This window comes from Sphaerisporangium fuscum (genome assembly GCF_018531465.1).
GTDB classification, from domain to species: domain Bacteria; phylum Actinomycetota; class Actinomycetes; order Streptosporangiales; family Streptosporangiaceae; genus Sphaerisporangium; species Sphaerisporangium fuscum.
Window position 1 is genome coordinate 34,638 of sequence record NZ_JAHDTF010000025.1, and the last position, 19,684, is coordinate 54,321.

Sequence of the window (19,684 nt, forward strand, 5' to 3'; positions counted from 1 at the left end):
GAAAGTACCGCATGATGTCATTCCTGACACTCGGCCGGATGGCGGCCGGCACGCCAGGCTGGCCTCATGACGACAGAACAGAACACGCCCGCCCAGGTGTGGCCCGTCGTCCAGGGAGGCCTGAGCGTGCCGCCGACCGGCTTGGGGGCCCTCTAGATGACCGAGAACGAAAAGACCTCCGGCGAGTACCCCTGGCGTGCACGGACTGCCGTTCTGGCGCTAGGAACCTTCGTGGTCGGAACCGACGGATTCATCATCGTCGGCCTCCTGCCCGAGATCCACGAGACGCTGAACGTCAGTACCGCTGCGGCCGGTCAGATGGTGAGCGTATTCGCCGTCGCCTACGCGCTCCTGGGCCCTGTCCTCGCCGCACTCACCGGCAGGTGGCCCAGGCGCCGAGTCCTCGTGACCGGAGTCACGCTGCTCGCGGCGGGAAACGCCGTGACCGCGTCGGCACACGCTTACGGGCTGGTCCTCGCCTCCCGCGTGCTGGCGGGTTCCGGCGCGGCGCTGTTCGTCGCCGGCGCCGTGGCCACGGCCGCGCACCTCGCCGGTGAACGACGCCGGGGCGGCTCCATCGCCATGGTGACCGCAGGGGCGACACTGTCGCTGGTGCTGGGTGCTCCGCTGGGCACGCTCATCGGCGGAGCGTGGGGGTGGCAGAAGGCGATATGGTTCGTCGCCGCGGTCGCCGGTGCCGTCGCGGTCGTCATCGCCGTCCTGCTGCCACCCATCACACTCGACCAAGGTGCGACATTGCGGCGGCGCGTCGCGCCGCTGACCGACCGACGGGTCCTGCGGATCCTGGTCGTCACCCTGCTGGCGTTCATCGGCATCTTTCTTCCCTTCACGTACATGAGCGTGGTCTTCGCGCCGGCCATCGGCGGTGGGCAAGCCCGGCTCGCGCTCCTGCTGCTGGTGTTCGGAGTCGCCGCCACGGCGGGAAACCTGACGGCCGGCTCACTGGCCGATCGGTACGGCCCGCGGCGCATCGTCATCGGCGCCACCATGGCCGTCGCCGCGGTGTTCGTGGTCATGGTCCCGATCCGGGAGAACTTCATTCTCGTGGTGATCGCCGAGGCGTTCAGCGGCGTGGCGTCGTACTCGGTCATCGGACCGCAGCAGCATCGGATCATGGCCTACGCGTCTCCCGAAGGCACATCGCTCGTCACATCGCTGAACACCTCTACCGGCTACCTCGGCAACTTCCTGGCCAGCGGCATCGGAGCGGTCATTCTCACCACCACCGGCTCCACGGTCCTCCTGCTGCCCGTCGCCGCGGCCTTCGCCGCGTTCGCGGCGTTCCTCGCCTGGTGGCTGTCACGGCCTGCCCGGGACCCCGGCCGCAAGGCGGCTCGGCTGCCAGGCGCAAGGCGGGCTGGGCGCGAACCGGCCCGACCAGGTGGGCGGGTCAGTCGGTGATCGCCTGGTAGAGCGTGGTCCAGAAGTCGTTGATGAGACGCATCGAATCCGGGGTGGACATCCCGACCTGGGTGAGCAGGATTCCGGTGAGCCGCTTGTCCGGGTCGGCGTAGACGGTGGTGCCGGTTCCGCCGTCCCAGCCGAACTGGCCGACGGAGGCGTAGTCGCCGCGGTGGGTGCGCACCGCCATCCCGAAGCCCCAGCCGCCCTGTAGCCCCTGGCCGGACGACATGTGGACGATGTTCCTGTACATGGCGTCCCGGGCGGCTTGCTGCTCCGGCGTGAGGCGGTTGGTCGTCATCAGCTCGACGGCGGGCCGGGACAGGATCCGCTCGCTGCCGTGCGTACCGCCGTTCAGCAGCATCCGGAAGTAGGCGTGGTAGTCGTCGACGGTGGAGACCAGCCCGCCGCCGCCGCCCTGGAAGGCCGGAGGCCGGCCGGCCCTTCCGCCTTCCGCCTCGTCCCACACGAGGAACTCTCCGGTCTGCGGGTCGGGCCCGTACAGGGGCGGCAGCCGGTCGATCTCGCCGGCGGGCACGTGGAAGCCGGTGTCCTTCATCCCCAGCGGATCGAGGACGCGTTCGCGCAGGAACGTCTCCAGCGGCCGGCCCGTGACCCTGGCGACGAGCACGCCCACCACCTCGTTGCTGAGGTCGTACTGCCACCGCTCTCCGGGCTGGTACGACAGCGGCAGCTCCCCGAGGCGGCGCATCCACTCGTCCGGGTCGGGCGCCGGTCCGGACGCCACGCTGTAGTCGGTCCGCTCGAAGGTCGCGGCCCTGATCGGGGAGTCCAGCAACGCGAAGTCCACTCCGAGCCCGAACGTGGAGGTCAGCAGGTCCCGTACGGTGATCGGCCGTCGTGCCGGCACGGTGTCCTCCAGCGGTCCGTCGGGCCGCTTCAGTACCCGGCGGCCGGCGAGTTCGGGCAGCCACGGATCCACCGGATCGTCCAGCCGCAGCCGGCACTCGTCGAGCAGGACCATCGCCGCCGCCATCGTGACCGGCTTGGACGTGGACGCCATCCGGAAGATCGTGTCCCGGCCCATCGGCGCGCCACCGTCATGACGCATCGTCCCGAGCGCCTCGACGTGCGTCTCCTCGTCCCGGCTGAACAGGGCGACGAGCCCGGGGATCTTCCCCGACTCGACATGCCGCGCCAGCACCTCACGCAACCTGCGCAGCCCTGCTTCGGAGAAGCCGCTGTTGCTGTTACCCACCATGAATGGTCATCCCTTTGAACGCGAGAGCAGGTGTTCGGCACAGCTCGAAAGCGCCACGGTGGCCCTGGTGGCCACCGGGCCCCTTCGAGGCGGCCATGCGGTGAGCCTGCACCCTGACCTAAGGTCAAGGTCAACTTCTGCCGCGACGAATGCGCGCTACCCTCGCCTCTGTGATTGCCCGCACCTCAGACCTCCCGGTGAGCGCGAAGGTCACCGGCGACCACGGCTCGAACCCGCGCGAGGGCTTCCGCGCCGTGAACGGCCCGGTCCGCGGGGCCGCGGCCGCCCACGGTCCGGAGGTGCGCTGAGCGATGGCAGACGGGCTCACGATCGGTCAGGCGGCGTCGTTCGTCGGCGTCACGATCAAGACCGTGCGGCACTATCACCGGCTCGGCCTGGTCGCCGAGCCGGAACGTGACGGTTCCGGCTACCGGCGTTACCGATCGGCCGACCTGCTCCGGCTGGTCCAGATCCGGACCCTGGCCGGGGCCGGCGTGCCGCTGGCCGAGATCGGTGACCTGCTCGACGCCGATCCCGAGCGGTTCGCCGCCGCCCTTGACGACGTCCATCGCCGGCTCACCGAACGCATCGAGGATTTGATCGCGCGCCGCGACACGCTGCAGCGGCTCGCCCACGGCGACCGGGTCCTGCTGTCCGACCGGGCCTGTGCGGTCTTGGACCGACTCGTCGACCTCGGTTTCGGCCCCGACTACGTGGCCGCTCAACGGGAGGCTCTGGTACTGACCCGGGCGCTGATTCCGGCGATCTTCGACAGCTTCCTGGCGCAGCTCGAACGTTCGCTCGACGACCCCGAGCTGGTCGAGCTGACCAGGCGCGGCCTGGATGCGAGGTCCTGGGATCCGGACGACCCGCGCATCGAGGAGCTGGCCTCCGCGCTGGCCGGCAAACTGCTGGCCGACCGTGCGGTGCTGGCGATGCCCGCCGGGTTCGGGAACCAGTCCGACGCCGCCGCCCGGTACGGACTGGTCAATCACCACCGAGAAGAGGAGCCGTCCATCGGCCGGCTGAACGCGCTGGTCGAGGCGAACCTGCGCGCGGCCGGCGTCCACGTCCCTCATCAGTGACGGCCGCCCACCAGGCGCCGACCTGGGGCAAGATCATGCACGGGTGCCGAGGACGTCCTCCTGGTTCAGGAGACGGAGCAGGCGGCGCATGCTCAGCGGAACGCCGGCCAGCCGGGCCGAGCGGTCGCGGCACAGGCCGATCAGCATGCGCAGGCCGGCGAGGTCGACGAACTCCAGCTGGGCGACGTCGACGGTCAGGACCCCCTCCCCCGCCCTGACCTGCGTCAGCGTCCGAGCGACCGGCGGGGTGTTGCCGGCGTCGAGCTCGCCGACCAGCCGGACCACGCCTCCCCGAGGGAGCGGGCTGTAGGTGATGCGGAGCGTGCGATCGAGATGGAGCACCGCCTCGATGAGACCGGCGTCCGGTGCGGGCTTGTCGTTGATCGTCACGGAGGCGCCCTCGGTTGTGGCCGGCTTCCGGCCGGCGTTGCCGACGGCCGGCGTGCCCAGGGATGATGAAGCGGCCCCGGAGGGGCGGTGCTGTGTGAGAGCCATGCGGTCCCCCTGGCTGTGTGGGCATCTAGGCACAAACCTGGGCATTTCAACCATACGCTGGAACAACGATACACGAAAGACCGTTCCTGTATAGTACTTCGTGTAGCGACGTCCGGCCATGTCCGTTTCTGGGGCATGTGTCTACTGATGCCGGGATCACGGGATAACGCGACGTGGCCGCTAAAAGCATCGACGAGCGTTCGTCCTCCTGGACGTTCCTGACCCACCACGCCCGCGTCCTGCTGGAGATCGCCCGCAACCCGCAGACGCGGCTGCGCGACATCGCCGCCGTCATCGGCATCACCGAGCGCGCGGTGCAGGGCATCGTGAGCGACCTGCACCAGGAGGGCTACCTTTCCCGATCCAAGATCGGCCGCCGCAACCGCTATACGATCAATCCTGATCGGGGCTTCCGCTACCCGACGGAGTCGAACGTGCCCATCGGCGTACTGCTGGACATCTTCACGCGCCACCAGCGAGCACGCGACACCGATCAGACGCCGGGATCGTAGACCGTGCTTCACCAGGAGCGAAGGACACGAATGCGAGGCGATCCGGTGCCGGGGCAGGCGGGAGCGCCGCGCGGCCGCTCTGCGGCGATTCCAGCGGCGGGGCTACCCCGGATGACCGGCGGCCGCCCGGACCGCCCCCGTGCGCGTCAGGCCGTGAGCACCCGCCACGGCCGGTCTCGTGCCTCCAGCGGGGATCCGTCGGCGACGCGAGCCGTCCGGCCCGCGGGTTCGAGCACGATCGTGGACAGCGTGGCCCAGCGCTCCCCGAACGGCAGGGTCATGTCCGGCACGCAGCACAGCGGCGGCTGGCCCGGGCCGGAGCAGAGGAAGCCGAGCAGTCCGGCCGCGTCCCGCGGTCGCGGGCCGCGTGCGAGGCGGGCGGCGATGAGGTCGTAACGCTCGCCGGAATCCGGCTGGTAGAGCTCGTTCTTCTCGCCCGCCCGGGGTTCCGGGGAGAGGAAGTGGTTGGTGCGGATGACGGTCCCGCCGACCGGCTCGACGACGAACACCCCGATCGGGGTGATGTCGGCGGTGACGGCCGTCTCCCGATCGAAAAGGGTGAACGAGCTCGACGCGCTGACGGACGCCGATCGCACGAGGTCGAGCGCCTCCCCCACCGACCCCGCCTCCTCCAGCACGGTGGCGGCGAGGAGGTGTACCGGAACCCCGCCGACGCCGTCCGCGCGGTGACCGAGGATGTTGAAGTGCAGCGCGAGCCCGGCGCTGTTGACGCCGACCTTGCCGAGGATGCCGTGCTCGGTGAGCCCGACCACGTCGTGCCGGCCACCGCGCACCTCGTGCGTGTGCCAGTACGGTGCGAGCTCGACGTGCCAGTCCCAGGTCTGCGCTCCGAAGGTACGCGGGCCGCTCCCGCCGGGTTCGAGGCGCCGGACGATGGTCGAGCACTCGCCGGGACGGCCCTGCCCGCTCTGCGCCAGGAGTTCGGTGCGCGCGTTGAGCGCGTAGACCTGCCAGGGGTCGATCCCGGCGCCCGCGGCGACGCCGTCCATCTCCTTCCGCAGGCGCGGGCGGAACGCGTCGATCACCTCCGCCGTACGGAGCGCGTCCTCGCGGACGCGCTCCTCGCTCAGCCCGGCCAGGCGGAAGAGCTCGATGTAGAGGCCGAGCCCGCCGGGGAGGGCGTCGCGGAGCCGTTCGCCGCGTTCCTCGCCACGGCCGAAGGGGTCGGACGCGCTGACGACGATGTGTGGCCTTTCGGGGTTCATCTCTTCCTTCGTTCGGGTTCAGCCGTGCCGCGGGGCGGTGAGCATCTGCTCCGGCCGCACCGGTGTGGTCCCGCGCTCCTCCACGGGACGGCGCAACTGCGCGCGCCGGGTCCGGTGCGGGCTCAGGCGAGTTCGCGGCGCATGGACGCGAGCACGGTCTCCTTCGCCCAGGACGCGTCGTGGCCCGGTATGCCGAGCAGGACGTCGTTGCTCAGGCCGTCCATGAGTCGGCAGTGCCTGGCCGCGAAGTCCTCGGCCGCCTCCGCGTCGAGGTCCGACAGCCCGCGCACGATGGCGGCCAGTTCGGCGGCCCAGGAGCGGAAGAAGCCGTCGAGCCGGAGCAGCGTCTCCTCGTCCTCGGGCGGCCGGGCGACGACCTGCGCCCACAGCCGCCAGCGCACGTCCTGTGGTCCTTGTGGCAGGTAGAGCTCGACCAGGCGGTCCAGCGCCGCGTGGGGGTCCAGGCGAGCCAGCTCGGCCCGGCGGCGCTCGTCGAGGTCGGCCTCGCTCATGAGCAGTGTGGAGACGAGGATGCGATCGCGGCTGCCGAAGTAGTAGAGCACGTGGCTCGTGCTCATCCCGGCCCGGTCGGCGATGTCCTTGATCCGTAACCGGGTGAAGCCGACCTCCTCGATCGCCAGCAGGACGGCCTTGAGCACGTGCGCCCGCATGTCGGGGCGCTCCAGGGTGATCTTCGACTCCCGCACCATGCGCCTCACCGTAGTGCCTTTCGTCCTGATTCGCGGTCAAATATAGACCTGTGCTCAAACTTTGAGTACGGTTCAAACCCTGTCGGCTCCGATGCCCGGCGGGCCCGTGGTCCCGTGTCTTCGTGATGCCGCGCCGCTCCCCGACCCGATCCGGAGGAAGAGTGAGACTGACGCCCACTGAGCGGGATCGGCTGCTGTTGTTCACGGCGGCCGAGCTGGCCCGTTCCCGGCGGGCCAGGGGCCTGCGGCTCAACGTGCCCGAAGCCACGGCACTGATCGCGGACACCGTCTGCGAGGCCGCCCGCGGAGGCGCCCGGCTCGCCGAGGCGATCGAGGCGGGCCGCGGCGTGCTGGGCCCGGACGACGTGCTGCCCGGCGTGCCGGACGTCCTGACCGAGATCCAGGTCGAGGCGGTGTACGACGACGGCTCCCGGCTGGCGGTGGTCACCGACCCGTTCGGCGGCGGCTCCCTGGGCCCCGACGCCCCGGGCGCCCTCCTCGCGGCCGACCACCCGGAGGAGGCACCCGAGACCGTCCAGGTCGAGGTCGTCAACACCGCGTCCGTGCCGATCAGCGTGACCTCGCACTTCCACTTCTTCGAGGTCAACCCGCGGCTGCGCTTCGACCGCGCCCTCGCCTACGGCCGCCGCCTGGCCGTACCCGCGGGCTCGACGATCCGGTTCGAGCCCGGCGTCACCCGTGAGGTGCCGCTCGTCGCGATCGGGGGCGGGCGGGTGGCCATCGGATTCGCCGGGCTGGTGGACGGGCCGCTGGACGCGCCCGGCGCGTTCGAGACGGCGATCGAGCGGGCCCGCGAGTGCGGATATCTGGGGGCGTGATGAGTACGTACGGCTACCGCGAGGGCGACCGGCTACGGCTCGGCGACTCGGGCCTGGTGGTGGAGGTCGAGCACGACTCGCAGAAGCGGGGCGAGGAGTTCCTGGCCGGGTTCGGCAAGACCGCCAGGGACGGCCTGCACCTGAAGGCCGCCTCGGTACGGGAGACCTGCGACCTGGTGATCAGCAACGTCCTGATCCTGGACCCGGTCCTGGGGGTGCGCAGCGCCTCGATCGGCGTCCGCGAGGGACGGATCCACGCGATCGGCCGCGCCGGCAACCCCGACACGCTGGACGGCGTCGAGGTCGTGGTGGGCACCGGGACCACGATCGTGTCCGGCGAGGGCCTCATCGCGACCGCCGGGGCGATCGACACGCACGTGCACCTGCTGTCGCCGCGGATCATGGAGGCGTCGCTGGCCTCCGGCGTGACGACGATCATCGGGCAGGAGTTCGGCCCCGTTTGGGGGGTCGGGGTGAACTCGCCGTGGGCGCTGCGGCACGCGTTCAACGCCTTCGACGCCTGGCCGGTCAACATCGGCTTCCTGGCCCGCGGCTCCTCCTCCCACCCCGCGCCCCTGGTCGAGGCGCTGGTCGAGGGCGGCGCCTCGGGTTTCAAGGTGCACGAGGACATGGGCGCCCACACCCGCGCCCTGGACACCGCCCTGTCCGTCGCCGAGGAGTACGACGTGCAGGTGGCCCTGCACACCGACGGGCTCAACGAGTGCCTGTCGGTGGAGGACACCCTGGCCGTGCTGTCCGGCAGGACGATCCACGCCTTCCACATCGAAGGCTGCGGAGGAGGGCACGTGCCGAACGTCCTCAAGCTGGCCGGAGTGCCCAACGTGATCGGCTCGTCCACCAACCCGACGCTGCCGTTCGGCCGGGACGCCATCGCCGAGCACCACGGGATGATCGTCTCGGTGCACGGCCTCAAGCCCGGCCTGCCCGGCGACGCCGCGCTCGCCCGCGACCGGATCAGGGCGGGGACCATGGGCGCCGAGGACGTGCTGCACGACCTGGGCGTCATCGGCATCACCTCCTCCGACGCGCAGGGCATGGGCCGGGCCGGCGAGACCGTCAGGCGCACCTTCGCCATGGCCGGGAAGATGAAGGCCGAACGGGGCGCCCCCGGACGGCACGACAACGAGCGAGTCCTGCGCTACCTGGCCAAGCTCACCGTCAACCCCGCCATCGCGCACGGCCTGTCCCACGAGGTCGGCACGCTGGAGGTGGGCAAGCTCGCCGACATCGTCCTGTGGCAACCGGCCTATTTCGGCGCCAAGCCACAACTCGTGCTGAAGGCGGGCTTCCCCGCCTACGGCGTGACCGGCGACCCGAACGCCTCCACCGACACCTGCGAGCCGCTCGTGCTCGGCCCGCAGTTCGGCGCGCACGGCGCGACCGCCGCCGACCTGTCGGTCGCCTTCGTGGCGCAGGCCGCCGCGTCCGGCGACCACCTGCCCACCCGCAGGCGCCGGGTCGGCGTACGCGGCACCCGCGGCATCGGTCCCGCCTCCATGGTCCGCAACAGCCGCCTCGGGCACGTGGACGTCGACCGGCAGGGCCGCGTCTCGCTCGACGGCGAGCGGGTCGAGTCCGGACCGTCCGACTTCGTCTCGCTGAACCGTCTCTACTTCCTCTGAGGAGCGATCCCCTTGTTCATGCCGCCGGAGTGGCACCCGCACAGCCGCACCTGGATGTCGTGGCCGATCGGCTATGCGCTGCAGCGGGCGGAGGCGTCGTACCGGGCCTGGTCGTCGGTCGCCAACACCATCGTCCGGTACGAGCCCGTCACGATGCTGGTCGACCCCTCGGAGCGGGAGTCGGCGGCCAGATGGCTCGACCCGCGCGTCGAGGTGGCCGAGCAGCCGCTCGACGACTGCTGGATGCGCGACAACGGGCCCACCTTCGTGTTCGACGGCGGGCGGCTCACCGGGGTCGACTGGACCTTCAACGGCTGGGGGTGGGCCCCGCACGAGAAGGACGACCTGGTCGCCTCATCCGTCCTCGACCGGGTGGGCGTTCCCGGCCATCGCACCGCGATGGTCGGTGAGGGCGGCGGCGTCCACGTGGACGGCGAAGGCACGGTCATCCTCACCGAGACCGTCCAGCTCGACCCGCGGCGCAACCCCGGCTGGACGAAGGCCGAGGTCGAGGCCGAGCTCCACGCCCTGCTGGGAGTGGAGAAGGCGATCTGGCTCCCCCGCGGACTGAGCGCCGACTACGGAGGGTACGGGACGAACGGGCACGTCGACCTGCTGGCCTCGTTCGTACGGCCCGGCCTGGTGCTGTGCCATGTGCAGCCGGACCCGGCGCATCCCGACCACGAGATCACCCGGGAGAACCTCGCGATACTGCGCGCCGCCACGGACGCCAAGGGGCGTCCCCTGGAGGTGGTCGAGCTGCCCGCCCCGACCGTTCAGGAGGCGGACGGCAAGCCGGTCGACTACTCCTACATCAACCACTACCTCGCCAACGGCCTGGCTCTGCTCTGCTCCTTCGACGACCCGCGGGACGGCGAGACCGCCGAGCTGTTCGCGAAGCTCTTCCCCGGCAGGGCGATCGAGGCGGTCGACGCCCGCGACATCTTCGCGCTCGGAGGCGGCATCCACTGCATCACCCAGCAACAGCCCCGCGCGGCGGCCTCACGGTAGATGACGACGAAGTCGATCAAGGCCGGCGATGTCCCGGAAACTGTCGCACCGGCCGCGTACGGTCCATGAAGGTGTACCCACCTCGCCGATTGCAGCGGACTCGACGTTGCGAAGGGACTCTTCATGTCGGAACTGCATACGTGGCTGACCGGTCTCGGGCTGGTCGAGTCGCCACGCTGGCACGACGGCCGCCTGTACTTTTCCGACTGGACAGCGCATGAGGTGATCGCGCTCGACCTGGACGGTAGGTCCGAGGTGGTGGCCCGGGTGGACTCGCTTCCGCTCTGCACGGCTTGGCAGGCCGACGGGCGGCTGTTGATCGTCGACTCCGCACGGGGGCTACTGCTGCGATCGGAACCCGATGGCTCGCTGGTGACCCGGGCCGACCTCACCGGTCTCGGGCGCGGCTGGAACGACATCGCCATCGACGGCCGCGGCAACATCTACGTCAACCGCATCGGGTTCGACATGCTCACCGGTGGGCCGTTCGCGCCCGGAAGCGTCGTGCACGTCGGCCCCGACGGTTCGGCACGCCAGGTGGCCGACGACATCGCCTTCCCCAACGGCATGGCCGTGACGCAGGACGACTCGACGCTGATCGTCGCCGACTCGTACGGCAACAGGCTCACCGCCTTCGACATCGGGGCCGACGGCGGCCTGTCCAATCGCCGGGTCTGGGCCGAAACCGGCGAGGACCACCCCGACGGCATCTGTATCGACGCCGAAGGCGCCGTCTGGTACGCCGACGTCGGCAACAAGCACTGCGTCCGCATCCGGGAGGGCGGTGAGGTCCTGCAAACCGTCGAAGTCGACCGGGGATGCTTCGCCTGCGCTCTCGGAGGCCAGGACGGAAGGACGCTGTTCATCGTGGCGGCCGAGTGGCGCATGCCCGAGATGGTGCCACCCGGAACCGGTCAAGTGCTCTCGACCCAGGTCACGGTACCCGGCGCAGGCTGGTCGCACTGTCACGTCGAGCCTCACTGCCCGAAGGAAAACCGGAGCTGAGCATTGATCAGGAAGTTGAGCCGGTAACGCAGACGGCCGATCACAGCCTGTTCCGGAGCTTCCCCAGGTGTCAGCAGTGTCCAGCGCAGTGAGCACCCGCCATCCTCGGCCGGCCGGATGTCGAACCGGATCTCGTCATCGGGCCTTTCCGGCCACAACGACGACCAGACCACGAGTTCCGGCTCCACCGCCCGAAGGACGCGCGGCTTGACTTCATCGGCCCTCAGGTCGAGCCACCGCCGTCCGCCAGGCCGCCAAGGGTCGGTCAGGCTCTCCCACACGATGCGAGGGGGCGGCGGCTGCTTGCGCTCTCGCGAACCCAATTCGATCATTTCCGCAGTCTAGAAGGACGGCCCGGAGGCGGCCCGCCGCCGTCCGGTGGTCGACGACGACAAGCGGGCCGCGATCCCGGCCCGGTCGCGTGCGGAGTGCGAGGGTTCGGATTCGCACGCCGCGTCCAGCGGCCTTCGGCTCAGGCGATGTCGAGGACCGCTTTACCGTGCAGGCGGCCGTCAAGCAGGGTTTGTGCCGCCTCGGCGTAACGGGTCCACGAACCGCGCCAGGTGATCCCCGGGTCGAGGCGGCCGGCGGCGACCTCGGCGGCCAGCCATCTCAGGTCTGCGGAGAAGTCCGCGGCCGGCTCGCCGTACAGGAAGAAGGTTCGGATGGAGCGGTCGTGCCGTCCACCGGTGGCCAGCAGGGCCTCTGGGGGAAAGACGGAGTCGGCACCCGACGACCGCCCCACGTTCACCAGCGTGCCGTGGGCCTCCAGGGCGGCGAAGGCGTCCACCAGTTGCCGGCCACCGACGTTGTCCAGCACGCCGAACACCGGTTGCTCGACCGCGGCGGGATCGGTGTGGACTTCGTGCGCCCCCAGGGCACGCAGTTCGTCCGCCCGGGACGGGTTCCGGCTGATCGCCACCACCTCGGCCCCCGCGCGGGCGGCGAGCTGGACGGCGTAGCGGCCGACCCCGCCGGACGCACCTGTGACCATGACCCGGCGGCCCGTCAGCTGGCCCATGCGGCGCAGGACATGAAGCGCGGTCAGCCCGGCGACCGGGACCGTGCTGACGGCGCCGAGATCCGCATCGTCGGGAACGACGCCGAGGCGGGTGGCCGACACGGCGCGCAGTTGCGCCCAGCCGGTCACACCCACGGTGACGACACGGGTTCCGGCTGCGGGGCTCGTTCCGTCGGCCGCGGCCCGGACCACGGTTCCGGCCGCGTCCCAGCCGATCACAGTGCCCTCCGGGGTCGTGGGGTCGGCGGCGTCGTTCACCTCTCCGTAGTTGAGCGAGACCGCTTCGACCCGCACCAGCGCCTCGCCGGGCGCGGGTATCGGGTCGGGGACGTCGGTCAGGGTGAGATGCGCCGGGGCGCTGTGATCGACAACAAGGGCACGCACAGGTCTGTCTCCTTCATTCAAAAACGCCACAGTGTGGCATTCGCGTCAATGTAGCACATGCCTTGTTGGGGCGGCCCGGCTATGCTGGCACGGTGACGACCGCCCACCAGCCATCTCCCGACCAGCCCGCCTCCCTGCGGGAGCGCAAGAAGCTGCGCATCCGTCAGGCGCTGGCCGACACCGCTGTGGCGCTCTTCTCGGAGCAGGGATTCGACAGCACGCCGCTGGACGCACTGCTGGAACGGGTGGAGGTGTCGCGTCGGACCTTCTTCCGCAACTACCGCTCGAAGGAGGACGTGGCCCTCACCGCCGTCAAGGAGTTGTGGACCACGTTCCTGGTGGTCCTGGGCGAGCGCGAGCAGTCGGGGCGCCTGGCCGACGTGTTCCGCGACACGATGCTGGTCGCCCTCGACCGCATGGGAGGCACCTGGCACCCGCGCTTCGCGGCCACCTTGAAACTGATCGAGGAGTCACCATCGCTGAACGGATACTCGCTGCGGTACTGCGACGAGATCCAGAGTGAGATCAAGCAGCGGCTCGCCATCCCGGACACCCTCGAACAGCGGCTGGCGCTGGAGTTCTGCGTCGCCGCATGGCGCTGTGCGTACGATCAGTGGCTTCCCGACTGCGATCCGGCACAGCTGCCCCGATGCGTCCGCGGCGCCTACGACTCCATGAACGACGGCCTGAACGCGGAGATCTGACCGGCGGACTCGACTCCCCTTGATCACGCTTGGTCGAGTACGCGCACGCAGGCACCGGCTGTCCGTCCGCGGCGCCGCTCGATAGGCAAGTGAGGACTTGCATATTGTGCGGCCATGGCGGACGATGCCTGCAAGGCACTCGCCGATCCCCAGCCGCAGAACGATTTTGACGAGCCGACCGAGAGGGACGGGCAGACCCTCGCCACGTCGTTCGCGGTGGACGACGCCCACGCGGAGTTCAAGCGGCTGCGTGAGCTCGGTGTGCGGTTCACCCAGGAGCCCGTCAAGATGGGGACGGTCACGACGGCCGTGCTGGACGACACCTGCGGCAACCTGATCCAGATCCACCAGCAGTAGGCCCACCCGCAGCGGCCGCGCCAGGGCTCATCTTGCCCCGGCGCGGCCGAAGAACGGCGTGTACTCAAGCCCTCGTCGCTATGGCTGTCGCCATCGCACCGCGAAGGCGCGGGCCGGATTCTCGGTGAACATCGCGGACGCGAAATCCGGGCCGAGTTCCCGCTCGATCCGCGGGCGCAGGCCGCTGAGCAGGAACGGCATGCCTGGCCCGTCGGCGCTGGATCGGGCGCTGCGGGTGACCGTGTCGGCTCCCAGCAGGACCTGATGGGCGTGGCCGGCGTCGGCGAGGGCCGCGAGGCTGTCCAGCAGGCGCCAGTCGGTGGCGTGATGCGCCCGTGACGGACCGTCGAAGGCCAGGAACACGCCGGCCTCGGCGGCCCGCCGGTGGATTCCGGTGTCCGGGAATCGGCTCAGGTGCCCGAGGATCACGCGGTGCGGGGGGACCCCGTGAGTCCCGCACAGCAGGTCGATCACGTCCAGGGCGGCGCTTCCGGCCTCCAGGTGGACGCCGATGGGGGCGCCGGTGGCGTGGTGGGCTTCGGCGGCCGCCGCCATGACATGTCGGGCGTGGGCGTCGAGGTGGTGATGGGCTCCGGCGACTTTGATCATCCCCGCCTTGACGGGAGCGCTGGTCAGCTCGCGGATGAACAGGTCGGCCAGCGTGCCGCGGACGCGTTCCAGCTCACCCGGGTCATAGTGCCTGCCCTGGTGCATTCCGGTGGCGGAGATGACGTGCACACCGGACTGCCGGGACAGAGCGGGCAGCTCTTCGGTTCGTGGCCCCATCCCCCACGGTGTCCACTGCACCACGGCCCGGCCGCCGAGAGCGGCGAAGGCGTTCAGTTCGGTGAGCGCGGCCGCCGCGTCGTCCAGTTCCTGGCCCGGCAGTGCCGGCGAACTGATGAACAAATGATCGTGGGCGTCGCAGACCCCCAGCTCCTCGGGCGGGATGTCCCCGAGCACGGTCCGGATCGCCGCCGTCATCGTCCGGCCTCCTGCTCCGCATCGGTGAGGGCGGCCGCGGCGACCCTGAGGCCGGCCAGCGCCTTGGGGACGCCGATGTAGGGCGCCAGGTGTACGAAGACCTCGACGATTTCCTGGCGGGTCATGCCGACCCGTAGCGCGGTCCTGACGTGACCGGACAGCTGCGGGTCCACGCCGCCGACCGCGGTGAGCGCGGCCAGGTTGACGAGTTGCCGGTCGCGCAGCGACAACCCGTCGCGCAGGTAGGTGCCGCCGAACAAGGCGGTGACGATCCAGTCGGCGTACCCGGGGCGATCCGCTCGAGACCGGGCAGCGTCGCCTGCCGGGTCGCCTCGTCCTGGAGAAGATCCAGCATCCGGTAACCCTCGTCGCGATCCAGCCGCGCCGGGGTCAGTTGCTCTGCCATTTCCTGGCTCGTCGTCATGGTGACACCCTCACTTCTCGTTCTGTAACGCATCAGACGTTACAACAACCTGGGTAACGGTTGAAGCGTTACTCTTGTCTCATGGCCAAAGAGGACAAGCTCGCCTTCCGCTTCGACTGCGGTGCCGTCTGGTTGAACCTCCTCGCCACCAGGGGGCGCACGTTCAGCCCGAACCCGGTGGAGCGGCTGGCCACGCCCGGCCGCCTCACCGAATGGCTGGAGCGGTGTGAGCTGTCGCCGACGCGGCCACCCGATCAGCACGACCTGGAGCGGGCGTGGAAGCTGCGCGAGACGCTGCGGGCACTGGCCCTGGCCACCGTCGACGAGCAGCCCCCGCCCGCGGACGCCGTGGCGGACCTGGCCGCGTTCCTGGCCCAGTACGACGACCCGGTACGACTCGCCGCCGACGACCGGCTGCGACGCGAGCCCCCGGCGACGACGGTGCACGCCCTGGCCCGGATCGCCCGCCAGGCCGTGGACCAGATGACCGGCTCTGATCGCCTGGCTCTCAAGAGCTGCCCGGAAGATGACTGCAGAGGCGTCTTCACCGACCCGCCGGGGCGCCGACGCTGGTGCCCGTCCCCGGCGTGCGCCAGCCGGGGACGGGTCCGCGCGCTCCGTGCCCGCCGCAACGCCGCCGCCGCGCAGTCGAATGACGATCAGACGCCGGCGCGGTGAGGAGAAGGCCGCCGTCGGCGATCTCCAGATCGATCGAGATGAGGCGGGAACCCTCCGGGCGGCGTCCCCAGGACGGCCGCCCGGACGTGCTCCCCGAGGACCGTCAGAACGGCTCCACTGTGATGGCAGAGCCGCCGAAAACGGCCTCCAGTTCAGGCATGATCTTCTCGGCGTCCCCCACGAACGCCGCGGACAGCGCGGACGGCGCGACGAGCCCGGCGAACACCGCGGAGGCGCTGGAGGCGGAGACCTGCTTGAGCGCGGCGCGGTGCTCGTTGAACCACCCGGCGGGCAAACGCTGGGCGATGTCCATGGCGCGCTGGTTGACCACGGCGGCCGCGGTCTGGAGCTCCAGCGGCGCGCCGAGCAGCAGTTCGCCGACCGCCCCCGAGCACTCCGCCTCGGTGATGCCGTCGGCCCGCATCGTCTCGATGATGGAGACGAGGTCGGCGACGGCCGGGCCGGTGGACGGCGTGTCGACCGGAGTGGCGATCATGAACTGTCCCCTGCTCGACAGGCTGCGGAGCCAGCCGTGCACGCCGTAGGTGTATCCCTTCTCCTCGCGCAGCACCGCTGACAGCCGGGAGTTCATCGACCCGCCCAGCACGTGGGTGGCCACCCGAAGCGCCGGGTAGCGGGAATCGGAGGGGCCGGGCCCGACGAGGCCGAGCCGGATCTCGGTCTGCACCGATCCGGGCCGGTCCACGACGATGACGCGGGGCGAGGCCGGGTCGGCGGTGCGCGTGGTGACAGCTCGCCGGTCCTTGCCACGCCAGTCGGAGAACGTCTCGTCGAGTAGGTCATCCAGCGCCGAGGGCGCCACGTTGCCGCCGACGAGCAGCGTCGCCTGCTCGGGCAGCAGGTTGGCACGGTCGAAGGCGGCGACGTCGTCCCTGGTCAGGCGCTTCAAAGAGGTCGCGACGCCGGATTCGGGGAGACTGGCGCGGTCCTCGGGCCGGAAGCACGCGGCGTGCAGCACCTGGTTGGCGCGCATGCCGGGGTTGAGTCGCGCGGAGTTCGCCCGGTCGGTGACGATGGCCCGGACCCGCTCGAATTCGTCCTCCGGGTAGGTGGCGTGCATCGCGGTCTCGGCGAGCAGGCCCAGGGCGGGCGCGAGTCCGGCCACCGGCACCTGCAGGATCGCCAGCGTCGCGCCGTCGGTGACCCGCGTCTCGTAGGAGGCGCCGATCCGGTCCAGTGCCGCGGCGAACTGCTCGCCCGTGTGACGCGCGGTGCCTTCGTCCCGCAGGGTGGCGGCCACGATGGCGATGCCCTCCGATCCGGCGGGCTCGGCGAGGGTCCCGGCGGGCGTGACCAGGGTCAGCGTGATCAGCCGGCTGCGGGAGGGGTAGTGCTCGACGGTCAGGCCGTTGCCCAGCACTCGCGTGCGGGGGGTGGGGAAGGTGTAGGCGGGCGGCGGGGCGACCGTGGGGCGGGGAGCGAGCTGGGTGGTCATCGGGCGGCGTCCTCTCGGGGGCGGTAGGTCAGCACGGTCGCTTCTGCGGGGTCGAGCCAGTCGCTCACGGTGCGGCGCACGTCGTCGGCGTCGCACGCGCGGATCGCCTCCAGCGTCGTCTCGTCGTATCCGGGGTCGCCGAACAGGCACGCTCCGTGCGAGAGCGAGTCGGCTCGCCCCGCCAGGTCCTGCGTGGCCTGCAGGTAGCCCGCTTCGCAGTTGGCGCGGGCCGACTCGAGCTCCTGCTCACCCGGCGTCTCCTGGCCGAGCCGCTGAACGGTCTCGTTCACCAGGTCCAGCAGGTGCTGGGGTTCGACGCCATCGGCGCCCATCGCCATGACGGTGAAGACCGAGCGTCCGCCGACCATGCGGTTGAGACCGCCGTACACGGAGGTCGCGGCCCGCTGCCGCCGTACCAGCTCCTGCTTGAGCCTGCTGCTGTTCGCTTCGGTCAGGATCTGCGCGGCCAGGTCGAGGTGGTCGCAGGATTCGGAGCCGTCGGCGGGAACCGGCCACATGAGGAAGACCGCCGAGTTGGGGACGTCCTCGTCGGTGACGTCGATCCTCTGGGGAGTACGGCGGTGCGCCGGCTGCGGAGGCTTGATCGGCGGCAGCACTCCGGCGTCGATGCCGCCGAAGTAGCGCTCCACCTTGGCCAGCGCCTCCTCGGTGTCCACGTCGCCCACCAGGGAGAGCACGGCGTTGCCGGGCACGTAGTGACCGCGGAAGAAGTCGCGGACGTCGTCCAGGGTGGCGTCGGCCAGGTCCTGCATGGAGCCGATCGGCATGTGGTGGTACTGGTGACCGGGGTCGAAGGTGGCGGAGAACAGCCGCTCCCAGGCGGTGCCGTACGGCTGGTTGTCCATCCGCTGGCGGCGCTCGTTGCGCACGACGTCGCGCTGGTTGTCCAGCCCGGTCTGGTCGAGCGCGGCGAGCAGCCCGCCGAGCCGGTCGGCCTCCAGCCACAGCGCCAGGTCCAGGCCCTGGGTCGGCACGGTCTCGAAGTAGTTCGTGCGGTCATGGGAGGTCGTGGCGTTCAGCTGGGCGCCGATCGCGTCGAGGAGGGCGAAGTGCTCGCCTGCCGCGACGTTCGCCGAGCCCTGGAACATCAGGTGCTCGAACAGGTGCGCCAATCCGGTACGCCCCGGCCTCTCGTGGCGAGAGCCGACGCCGTACCAGAGGTTGACTGCCACCGCGGGCGTGTCGTGGTCTTCTTCGATCACCACACGCAGGCCGTTGGCCAACGTGTGCCGGTGCCGCAGGGCAGGTGTCGTCATCAACTGATTGTCCCTTCAAGGTGAGACTGGTCACTGCGGTGCAGGACGTCGGGGGATCCGCCGAGGCAGGCGTCGATGACGCGGCCGCCGGCGCGGACCTCGGCCGGGGCGCCCACGGCCGGCCGGCGGCCTTGACCACGGTGAAGGCCCGCGCGGTCGCAGGGAGGGCTGGCGATCATGTCCTGGAGGCGCACTCGCGTATCGGCCTAGTGTCCGACCGTCATGGTCACGGCCGCCCGTCCGGAGTACTTCATGATCTCCTGGTTCCTCGCTGTGCCCCGGGTACCGCCGCGGTGGCGAGTTCTCGGACGACCCGGGCGAAGCCCTGGACGAGGGGACTCTGGGGGCCTTCGGGCCAGGCCAGGGCCACGCGCAGGGGTTCGACGTCCGTCAGGGGGATCCAGGAGAGGTCGGGGCGGGCGTAGTACAGGGACATGCTGGCCGGGGCGAAGCAGATGGCGGCGCCCTCGGCGACCTGTTCCAGCATCTCCTCGACGTTGTCGTTCGTGGGGCCCCAGCAGGGGGCCGACCCGTCCGGGCGGGGGTTGACCGCCCACCAGTCGACCCACTCGCGCGGCGCCCGTTCGGTCCACATCAGGGGCTCGTCGTTCACCTCCAGCACCGACACGCCGTCCCGGGACGCCAGCGGGTGACCGGCGGGCAGGCCCACCACCCTCGGCTCGGTGTGCACGACCTCCGCGTGCAGGCCGGTGAGGTCGGCGGGCAGCCAGACGAACGCGATGTCCACCCGCCCGTCGCGCAGAGCCCTGACCTCCTGTCCCCAGTCGAACCGCTTGGGCTCGACCCGCACGCCAGGGTGGCGGCGGGAGAACTCCGCGCGGGCCCGGGTGGTGAGCTCACCGGCGCCGCTGGCCTCGAACCCCACCCGCAGCACGCCGGTCTCCCCGCGACGGTGCCGCTCGGCGGTGGCCGTCACGCGTTCGGCCTGCTCCAGCGTGCGGCGGGCTTCGGTCACCACGTCCCGCCCGGCTGCCGTGGCGGTCACCCCTCCCGCGTGCCGGTCGAACAACCGGACTCCGAGCTCGGACTCGAGGTTCTTCAGCGCGTACGACAGCGCGGGCTGGCTGACGTACAGCGCCTCCGCGGCCCGCCCCAGGTTGCCCACCTCGTCGATCGTCACGAGATACCGCAACTGTCGCAGCTCCATCCAGGCATCATAAACGCCCTTTATGGCTCCAGCGATCTTCTGTCTTGGACGCCCGGCACCA

General features: G+C 70.7%; 21 protein-coding genes and 1 pseudogene. 11 read left to right on the top strand and 11 right to left on the bottom strand.

Annotated features, from left to right (window positions below; translation table 11 throughout):
* Nucleotides 1-156 precede the first annotated feature (156 nt).
* Nucleotides 157-1,422: an MFS transporter gene (locus tag KIK05_RS29835; RefSeq protein WP_250563696.1), complete on the top strand. Its 1,266-nt coding sequence runs from the start codon at nucleotides 157-159 to the stop codon at nucleotides 1,420-1,422.
* Here KIK05_RS29835 and KIK05_RS29840 read toward each other — a convergent pair.
* On the bottom strand, nucleotides 1,412-2,644 hold the full coding sequence (locus KIK05_RS29840; RefSeq protein WP_214414211.1) for a serine hydrolase domain-containing protein: 1,233 nt from the start codon (nucleotides 2,642-2,644) through the stop codon (nucleotides 1,412-1,414). The two genes, KIK05_RS29835 and KIK05_RS29840, sit on opposite strands and share 11 nt — an antisense overlap.
* Nucleotides 2,645-2,814: 170 nt before the next feature.
* On the opposite strand from KIK05_RS29840, the gene KIK05_RS29845 reads away from it, so the two are divergent.
* Together KIK05_RS29845 and KIK05_RS29850 are read left to right on the top strand one after the other, a co-directional pair.
* A complete protein-coding gene (locus KIK05_RS29845; protein ID WP_214414212.1) occupies nucleotides 2,815-2,952 on the top strand; it encodes a hypothetical protein in 138 nt (45 codons plus the stop codon).
* A gap of 3 nt (nucleotides 2,953-2,955) precedes the next feature.
* The gene (locus KIK05_RS29850; protein WP_214414213.1) at nucleotides 2,956-3,729 is read left to right on the top strand and encodes a MerR family transcriptional regulator; all 774 of its coding nucleotides are present in this window, start codon (nucleotides 2,956-2,958) and stop codon (nucleotides 3,727-3,729) included.
* Nucleotides 3,730-3,762: 33 nt separating this feature from the next.
* Here the strand turns inward: KIK05_RS29850 and KIK05_RS29855 are convergent, their stop codons facing one another.
* Nucleotides 3,763-4,224 carry an STAS domain-containing protein gene (locus tag KIK05_RS29855; protein WP_214414214.1) on the bottom strand — a complete coding sequence of 154 codons (462 nt, stop codon included), beginning with the start codon at nucleotides 4,222-4,224 and terminating at the stop codon, nucleotides 3,763-3,765.
* 173 nt (nucleotides 4,225-4,397) lie between these two features.
* On the opposite strand from KIK05_RS29855, the gene KIK05_RS29860 reads away from it, so the two are divergent.
* The gene (locus KIK05_RS29860; RefSeq protein ID WP_308250174.1) at nucleotides 4,398-4,736 is read left to right on the top strand and encodes a helix-turn-helix transcriptional regulator; all 339 of its coding nucleotides are present in this window, start codon (nucleotides 4,398-4,400) and stop codon (nucleotides 4,734-4,736) included.
* Nucleotides 4,737-4,882: 146 nt separating this feature from the next.
* Here the strand turns inward: KIK05_RS29860 and KIK05_RS29865 are convergent, their stop codons facing one another.
* Both KIK05_RS29865 and KIK05_RS29870 read right to left on the bottom strand, forming a co-directional pair.
* Entirely contained in the window at nucleotides 4,883-5,962 is a 1,080-nt protein-coding gene (locus KIK05_RS29865; RefSeq protein WP_214414215.1) for a C45 family autoproteolytic acyltransferase/hydrolase, read from the bottom strand.
* Nucleotides 5,963-6,084: 122 nt separating this feature from the next.
* The gene (locus KIK05_RS29870) at nucleotides 6,085-6,672 is read right to left on the bottom strand and encodes a TetR/AcrR family transcriptional regulator (RefSeq protein WP_214414216.1); all 588 of its coding nucleotides are present in this window, start codon (nucleotides 6,670-6,672) and stop codon (nucleotides 6,085-6,087) included.
* Nucleotides 6,673-6,833: 161 nt separating this feature from the next.
* Here KIK05_RS29870 and ureA point away from each other — a divergent pair, with 161 nt between their 5' ends.
* From ureA to KIK05_RS29890, 4 genes are all read left to right on the top strand, one after another.
* Complete coding sequence (ureA, locus tag KIK05_RS29875; RefSeq protein WP_214414217.1) at nucleotides 6,834-7,511, top strand: urease subunit gamma; 678 nt, start codon at nucleotides 6,834-6,836, stop codon at nucleotides 7,509-7,511.
* On the top strand, nucleotides 7,511-9,154 hold the full coding sequence (locus tag KIK05_RS29880; protein ID WP_214414218.1) for an urease subunit alpha: 1,644 nt from the start codon (nucleotides 7,511-7,513) through the stop codon (nucleotides 9,152-9,154). The genes ureA and KIK05_RS29880 overlap by 1 nt, the downstream gene beginning before the upstream one ends.
* 18 nt (nucleotides 9,155-9,172) lie before the next feature.
* Nucleotides 9,173-10,165, top strand: coding sequence for an agmatine deiminase family protein (locus KIK05_RS29885; protein WP_214414346.1), 993 nt, complete (start codon nucleotides 9,173-9,175; stop codon nucleotides 10,163-10,165).
* Nucleotides 10,166-10,288: 123 nt separating this feature from the next.
* Nucleotides 10,289-11,170, top strand: coding sequence for an SMP-30/gluconolactonase/LRE family protein (locus KIK05_RS29890; RefSeq protein WP_214414219.1), 882 nt, complete (start codon nucleotides 10,289-10,291; stop codon nucleotides 11,168-11,170).
* On the opposite strand, the gene KIK05_RS29895 is transcribed toward KIK05_RS29890, so the two are convergent.
* Both KIK05_RS29895 and KIK05_RS29900 read right to left on the bottom strand, forming a co-directional pair.
* On the bottom strand, nucleotides 11,143-11,502 hold the full coding sequence (locus KIK05_RS29895; RefSeq protein WP_214414220.1) for an SRPBCC family protein: 360 nt from the start codon (nucleotides 11,500-11,502) through the stop codon (nucleotides 11,143-11,145). The two genes, KIK05_RS29890 and KIK05_RS29895, sit on opposite strands and share 28 nt — an antisense overlap.
* 140 nt (nucleotides 11,503-11,642) lie before the next feature.
* Nucleotides 11,643-12,575 carry a zinc-binding dehydrogenase gene (locus KIK05_RS29900; RefSeq protein ID WP_214414221.1) on the bottom strand — a complete coding sequence of 311 codons (933 nt, stop codon included), beginning with the start codon at nucleotides 12,573-12,575 and terminating at the stop codon, nucleotides 11,643-11,645.
* Nucleotides 12,576-12,667: 92 nt separating this feature from the next.
* Between KIK05_RS29900 and KIK05_RS29905 the strand changes: the two genes are divergently transcribed.
* Together KIK05_RS29905 and KIK05_RS49465 are read left to right on the top strand one after the other, a co-directional pair.
* Nucleotides 12,668-13,279, top strand: a complete 612-nt coding sequence (locus tag KIK05_RS29905; protein ID WP_214414222.1) for a TetR/AcrR family transcriptional regulator — start codon at nucleotides 12,668-12,670, stop codon at nucleotides 13,277-13,279.
* A 114-nt stretch (nucleotides 13,280-13,393) separates the two neighbouring features.
* A complete protein-coding gene (locus KIK05_RS49465; RefSeq protein WP_372455619.1) occupies nucleotides 13,394-13,636 on the top strand; it encodes a VOC family protein in 243 nt (80 codons plus the stop codon).
* Nucleotides 13,637-13,714: 78 nt separating this feature from the next.
* Here KIK05_RS49465 and KIK05_RS29915 read toward each other — a convergent pair whose 3' ends face one another.
* Together KIK05_RS29915 and KIK05_RS29920 are read right to left on the bottom strand one after the other, a co-directional pair.
* Entirely contained in the window at nucleotides 13,715-14,620 is a 906-nt protein-coding gene (locus KIK05_RS29915; RefSeq protein WP_214414223.1) for a phosphotriesterase family protein, read from the bottom strand.
* Nucleotides 14,617-14,895 (bottom strand): annotated as a pseudogene (locus tag KIK05_RS29920) (carboxymuconolactone decarboxylase family protein); the annotation flags it as partial. The gene KIK05_RS29915 and the pseudogene KIK05_RS29920, both read right to left, overlap by 4 nt.
* A gap of 230 nt (nucleotides 14,896-15,125) precedes the next feature.
* Here KIK05_RS29920 and KIK05_RS29925 point away from each other — a divergent pair.
* Nucleotides 15,126-15,722 (top strand): CGNR zinc finger domain-containing protein, encoded by a 597-nt coding sequence (locus tag KIK05_RS29925; protein WP_214414225.1) that lies wholly within the window; start codon nucleotides 15,126-15,128, stop codon nucleotides 15,720-15,722.
* Between the two features lie 103 nt (nucleotides 15,723-15,825).
* Here KIK05_RS29925 and KIK05_RS29930 read toward each other — a convergent pair whose 3' ends face one another.
* The 3 genes from KIK05_RS29930 to KIK05_RS29940 form a co-directional block, all read right to left on the bottom strand.
* Complete coding sequence (locus KIK05_RS29930) at nucleotides 15,826-17,178, bottom strand: M16 family metallopeptidase (protein WP_214414226.1); 1,353 nt, start codon at nucleotides 17,176-17,178, stop codon at nucleotides 15,826-15,828.
* Nucleotides 17,175-18,455, bottom strand: coding sequence for a M16 family metallopeptidase (locus tag KIK05_RS29935; protein ID WP_214414227.1), 1,281 nt, complete (start codon nucleotides 18,453-18,455; stop codon nucleotides 17,175-17,177). The genes KIK05_RS29930 and KIK05_RS29935 overlap by 4 nt, the downstream gene beginning before the upstream one ends.
* Before the next feature lie 250 nt (nucleotides 18,456-18,705).
* Nucleotides 18,706-19,623 (bottom strand): LysR family transcriptional regulator, encoded by a 918-nt coding sequence (locus tag KIK05_RS29940; RefSeq protein WP_214414228.1) that lies wholly within the window; start codon nucleotides 19,621-19,623, stop codon nucleotides 18,706-18,708.
* Nucleotides 19,624-19,684: the final 61 nt, after the last annotated feature.

Bases quoted from the DNA above. Each gene is read 5' to 3' on its own strand.
- KIK05_RS29835 (WP_250563696.1), top strand. From the start codon at position 157: ATGACCGAGAACGAAAAGACCTCCGGCGAGTACCCCTGGCGTGCACGG.
- KIK05_RS29840 (WP_214414211.1), bottom strand. From the start codon at position 2,644: ATGGTGGGTAACAGCAACAGCGGCTTCTCCGAAGCAGGGCTGCGCAGG.
- KIK05_RS29850 (WP_214414213.1), top strand. From the start codon at position 2,956: ATGGCAGACGGGCTCACGATCGGTCAGGCGGCGTCGTTCGTCGGCGTC.
- KIK05_RS29855 (WP_214414214.1), bottom strand. From the start codon at position 4,224: ATGGCTCTCACACAGCACCGCCCCTCCGGGGCCGCTTCATCATCCCTG.
- KIK05_RS29865 (WP_214414215.1), bottom strand. From the start codon at position 5,962: ATGAACCCCGAAAGGCCACACATCGTCGTCAGCGCGTCCGACCCCTTC.
- KIK05_RS29870 (WP_214414216.1), bottom strand. From the start codon at position 6,672: ATGGTGCGGGAGTCGAAGATCACCCTGGAGCGCCCCGACATGCGGGCG.
- KIK05_RS29880 (WP_214414218.1), top strand. From the start codon at position 7,511: ATGAGTACGTACGGCTACCGCGAGGGCGACCGGCTACGGCTCGGCGAC.
- KIK05_RS29885 (WP_214414346.1), top strand. From the start codon at position 9,173: ATGCCGCCGGAGTGGCACCCGCACAGCCGCACCTGGATGTCGTGGCCG.
- KIK05_RS29890 (WP_214414219.1), top strand. From the start codon at position 10,289: ATGTCGGAACTGCATACGTGGCTGACCGGTCTCGGGCTGGTCGAGTCG.
- KIK05_RS29895 (WP_214414220.1), bottom strand. From the start codon at position 11,502: ATGATCGAATTGGGTTCGCGAGAGCGCAAGCAGCCGCCGCCCCCTCGC.
- KIK05_RS49465 (WP_372455619.1), top strand. From the start codon at position 13,394: ATGGCGGACGATGCCTGCAAGGCACTCGCCGATCCCCAGCCGCAGAAC.
- KIK05_RS29915 (WP_214414223.1), bottom strand. From the start codon at position 14,620: ATGACGGCGGCGATCCGGACCGTGCTCGGGGACATCCCGCCCGAGGAG.
- KIK05_RS29925 (WP_214414225.1), top strand. From the start codon at position 15,126: ATGGCCAAAGAGGACAAGCTCGCCTTCCGCTTCGACTGCGGTGCCGTC.
- KIK05_RS29930 (WP_214414226.1), bottom strand. From the start codon at position 17,178: ATGACCACCCAGCTCGCTCCCCGCCCCACGGTCGCCCCGCCGCCCGCC.
- KIK05_RS29935 (WP_214414227.1), bottom strand. From the start codon at position 18,455: ATGACGACACCTGCCCTGCGGCACCGGCACACGTTGGCCAACGGCCTG.
- KIK05_RS29940 (WP_214414228.1), bottom strand. From the start codon at position 19,623: ATGGAGCTGCGACAGTTGCGGTATCTCGTGACGATCGACGAGGTGGGC.